Below are 4,268 nucleotides of genomic sequence, written 5' to 3'. Positions count from 1 at the left end.
TCACCCGGGCACCCTGGCCCCGCAGCGACTCCGCACAGCCCTTGCCCACGTCCCCGTACCCGAACACCACCGCGACCTTGCCACCGATCAGCACGTCCGTCGCCCGGTTGATCCCGTCGATCAGCGAGTGCCGGCAGCCGTACTTGTTGTCGAACTTCGACTTCGTCACCGCATCGTTCACATTGATCGCCGGGAAGCGCAGCGTACCGAGCCGCGCCATCTCATAGAGCCGGTGCACCCCGGTCGTGGTCTCCTCGGTCACACCACGGATCGAATCGGCGATCTCCGTCCACTTACGCGGAGCCAGAGCGTAGGAGGCGCGCAGGGTCTCGAGGATGACCCGCCACTCGTCCGAGTCCTCCTCGCGCGGGGCCGGGATCAGCCCCGCGGCCTCGTACTCGGCGCCCTTGTGCACGAACAGCGTCGCATCCCCGCCGTCGTCCAGGATCATGTTCGGGCTCTGACCATCAGGCCAGGTCAACGCCTGCTCGGTGCACCACCAGTACTCCTCGAGCGTCTCACCCTTCCAGGCGAACACCGGAACCCCGCGCGGCTTTTCCGCGGTGCCCTCCGGACCCACGGCGATGGCCGCGGCCGCGTGGTCCTGGGTCGAGAAGATGTTGCACGACGCCCACCGCACCTCGGCCCCGAGCGCCACCAGAGTCTCGATCAACACCGCCGTCTGCACCGTCATGTGCAACGACCCGGTGATCCGCGCCCCGCGCAACGGCTGGGCCCCGGCGTACTCCCGCCGTACCGCCATCAGGCCCGGCATCTCATGCTCGGCCAGGCGGATCTCCTTGCGGCCGAACTCGGCCAGCGACAGATCCCGCACCTTGAAATCGGACAGCACGCCAAGCTGGGTCATCGAGACCGTTCCTCCACGCTAGTAGGCACGACGCTACGCAGAGCGAGTCTAGTCAGGCCGATGACACCACGTCAGCCGCGCGCGTGCTCATTCACTCCACAGAGACGCGGCGTCGGCCTCGGCCTGCCGGTAGGCGGAGTGGGAGTCCTCGAGCAGCGCGACGATGTGCGAGAGCACGGAGTTGAGGTCCTCGGCGGCCTGGGTCCAGACCCGATGCTGGTACTGGAAACTCGCGGACGCCTCACCGGTCCAGTTGGCGATGATGGGCGCGAGCATGCGGTAGAGGTCGTCGAGCTCGGACTGAACAGCACGGTTCGCCGCGCCGACCGAGGCCGCCGCGTCCTCCATGTCACCGAAGGCGACATGCACTGTGCCGCTCGCCATGTCCTGGCCCCCAAGACCTGCCGCGGGAGCCCCCGATGGCTTCCCAGATGAAATTCTAACGCAGTCGTATGCTGATTCGGTCGGGAAGTTACCGCATCGTGAGCCGGTCCGATACGGGACCGTACCGGCTCACTGGGCGGTGCGCACCCGGTAGTCCTCGATGGATCGGCCCTGGTCCGGACCGGCCTGCACGGCCGCGGCGAGATAGCACCCGGCGAAGTCGGCCAGGGCGATCAGGTACGCCGCGCGCTCGAGCGCAGTGGGCTGCGCGGCACTGACCATGGTCAGCGGCAGACCCCGCTCGCGCAGCATCGCCTCCACCACGTCCGTGCGCGGATCCACGCCCTCCTCGGCCAGCAGCACGAACGCCGGGGCGGCCGCCTCGGCGCGCGGACCGTCGACGTCCGGGTCGTAGAAGAGGTCTGCCGAGGCGGCCGCGCTCGGGCCGTCGAGCAGGCCGAGCTGGCCGCGGCCGAGGTCGGGCAGCGCGGCGTGCAGCACCGGACGACCGGCGCGCAGCGCGGCCTGGTCGGCCAGCCGGCCGGCCGCGACGGTGGCCACCGGACCGCCCGCCCAGGCCGCGACCGGGTGTTCGGCGCAGCGCAGCGCGATCTCCTTGGCCGGGTTGACGAAGGTCTCCTGGCTGGGCCGGAAGCGCATGGCGGCGTCGTCCGCGGCGGCCGCGGCGGCGTCGTAGGACTGCGCGGGCAGCACCCCGGCGGCCTCGAGCACCAGCAGCGCCGGGATCGCCACCGACCACAGCCGGGCCCAGACCGGGGCCGACTCGTCCGCCATGGGCAGCAGCGCGGCGCGGCTCTGGCCGGCGACGCGGCCGATCGGGGAGGTCTCCGGGGCGACCACGACGCAGCGGCAGCCGCGGCGCACGGCCTCGGTCAGCGCGGCGGTGATCTCCGGGGAGCGGCCGGTGGTGGAGGCCACCACGACCAGGTCGAGCGACCCTATCCAGCCCGGCAGCGCGGGTCCCGGCACGGACAGGATGGGCATGTTGGCCCCCGGTCCGGCGACCGCGGCCACCAGCCCGGCGACGGTGGCGCCGGTGCCGTAGCCGAGCAGTACGAGGGCGCGCGGGCGGCCCTCCTCGGCGATCTCGCGCAGCGCCTGGTCGGCGTCCGCGTCGATCTCGCGCAACGCGGCGGCGCGCCGAATCCGGGCGCCGCCCATCGCGACCAGGCGCAGCGAGCCGCCGTGGTCGGAGCGCTCAAGTTCCTGGGGGCTGCCCAGCAGCTCCTGCGGGTCGAGGGCCACCGGGGTTACGCGGCCTTCCGAGCCTCGTCGATCAGCAGCACCGGGATGTGGTCGCGCACCGGGTAGGCCAGTGCGCAGGTCGAGTCGGTGCACACCAGCTCGCCCGCGTCCACGTCCTCGCGCAGCGGGGAGTGGCAGGACGGACAGGCCAGGATCTCGAGCAGGGCGGGTTCGATCAGGGTGCTCATACTTTTCAGGCCTCCGGGGAGCGGACGACGGCGAGGACCTCGTCGCGCAGCGCGGCGACCTCGTCGGTGCTGCGGGCCTCGACGTTCAGGCGCAGCAGCGGTTCGGTGTTGGACGGGCGCAGGTTGAACCACCAGCCCTCGCCGGCCACGGTCATCCCGTCGAGGTCGTCGATACTCACGCCCGGGCGGTCGGCGAACGCGGCGCGCACCGCGGCGGTGCGCCCGGTCTGGTCCGCGACCTGGCTGTTGATCTCGCCGGAGGCGTGGTAGCGCTCGAACGCCGAGGTCAGCTCGGACAGCGGCCGGTCCTGGTCGCCGAGGGCCGCGAGCACGTGCATCGCGGCCAGCATGCCGGTGTCGGCCTTCCAGAAGTCGGCGAAGTAGTAGTGCGCCGAGTGCTCGCCGCCGAAGACCGCGCCGGTGTTGGCCATCTCCTGCTTGATGAAGGAGTGTCCGACCCGGGTGCGCACCGGGACGCCGCCGTGCTCGCGCACGATCTCGGGCACGGCCTGAGAGGTGATCAGGTTGTGGATGACGGTGGCGCCGGGGTGCTTGGCCAGCTCGCGCACGGCCACCAGGGCGGTGATCGCGGACGGGGAGACCGGCTCGCCGCGCTCGTCCACGATGAAGCAGCGGTCCGCGTCGCCGTCGAAGGCCAGACCCAGGTCGGCGCCGGTCTCGCGCACCTTGGCCTGCAGGTCGACCAGGTTCTTCGGGTCGAGCGGGTTGGCCTCGTGGTTCGGGAAGGTGCCGTCGAGCTCGAAGTACATCGGCACCAGGTCCAGCGGCAGGCCGTGGAAGACGGTGGGCACGGTGTGGCCGCCCATGCCGTTGGCGGCGTCCACCACGACCTTGAGCGGACGGATCTCGCTCAGGTCCACCAGCGTGCGCAGGTGCGCGGCGTAGGCGGTGAGCAGGTCGCGCTCGGAGACCGAACCCTGCTTCTCGACCGGGACGAGCACGGTGCCGGGGGCGGCGAGCTCGCGGGCGGCGAGTTCGCGGACCTCCTCGAGGCCGGTGTCCTGGCCGACCGGGGCCGCGCCGGCGCGGCACATCTTGATGCCGTTGTACCTGGCCGGGTTGTGGCTCGCGGTGAACATCGCGCCGGGCAGGTCGAGGTGGCCGGAGGCGAAGTAGAGCTCGTCGGTGGAGGCCAGGCCGATCTTGACCACGTCGGCGCCCTGGCCCGCGGCGCCGCGGGCGAACGCGTCGGCCAGGGTCGGGGAGGACGGGCGCATGTCCCAGCCGATGGTGATCGCCTCGGCGCCGGTCACGCGGACGAACGCGGCTCCGAGGGCCGCGGCGATGGTCTCGTCGAGCTGCTCGGGGACGAGCGCGCGGATGTCGTACGCCTTGACGACGTGCTTCAGGTCGCCGGCGGTCGGGTGCGGGGCGGTCACGGTGGGTCGGCTCCGTTTCGGTCTGACGCTGGTCCGTCCGGCAGAGCCTACCGGTTGGCGCTGAACGCCGGGCCGTCCGAGTCGTCGACCGGGCGCAGATGGCCGCGTCGCGGCGGCTTGTCGCCCTGGTGCACCACCCGGACGCCGGGCTCGGGGGCGGGC

The 4,268-nt window shown here is 72.0% G+C and carries 5 protein-coding genes; all 5 read right to left on the bottom strand.

Annotation, left to right across the window (positions count from 1 at the left end; genetic code table 11):
- Positions 1–868, bottom strand: an 868-nt coding sequence (locus KDL01_RS39355; RefSeq protein ID WP_212533823.1) for an adenosylhomocysteinase, incomplete at its 3' end; no start/stop codon positions are given.
- A gap of 87 nt (positions 869–955) precedes the next feature.
- Positions 956–1,252, bottom strand: a complete 297-nt coding sequence (locus tag KDL01_RS39350; protein ID WP_212533822.1) for a WXG100 family type VII secretion target — start codon at positions 1,250–1,252, stop codon at positions 956–958.
- 129 nt (positions 1,253–1,381) lie between these two features.
- Positions 1,382–2,518, bottom strand: coding sequence for an SIS domain-containing protein (locus tag KDL01_RS45740; protein ID WP_212533821.1), 1,137 nt, complete (start codon positions 2,516–2,518; stop codon positions 1,382–1,384).
- A 5-nt stretch (positions 2,519–2,523) separates the two neighbouring features.
- Positions 2,524–2,706 (bottom strand): Trm112 family protein, encoded by a 183-nt coding sequence (locus tag KDL01_RS39340; RefSeq protein WP_246577624.1) that lies wholly within the window; start codon positions 2,704–2,706, stop codon positions 2,524–2,526.
- Positions 2,707–2,711: 5 nt separating this feature from the next.
- Positions 2,712–4,106, bottom strand: coding sequence for a phosphomannomutase/phosphoglucomutase (locus tag KDL01_RS39335; protein WP_307846791.1), 1,395 nt, complete (start codon positions 4,104–4,106; stop codon positions 2,712–2,714).
- Positions 4,107–4,268: the final 162 nt, after the last annotated feature.

It is taken from the genome of Actinospica durhamensis (assembly GCF_018139695.1).
Taxonomy (GTDB): Bacteria; Actinomycetota; Actinomycetes; order Streptomycetales; family Catenulisporaceae; genus Actinospica; species Actinospica durhamensis.
Note: the sequence above shows the minus strand (reverse complement) of the source record. Positions and strands in the feature narration are given on the sequence as shown.

Coding starts and splice junctions, on each gene's coding strand:
- KDL01_RS39350 (WP_212533822.1), bottom strand. CDS start 1,252: ATGGCGAGCGGCACAGTGCATGTCGCCTTCGGTGACATGGAGGACGCG.
- KDL01_RS39340 (WP_246577624.1), bottom strand. CDS start 2,706: ATGAGCACCCTGATCGAACCCGCCCTGCTCGAGATCCTGGCCTGTCCG.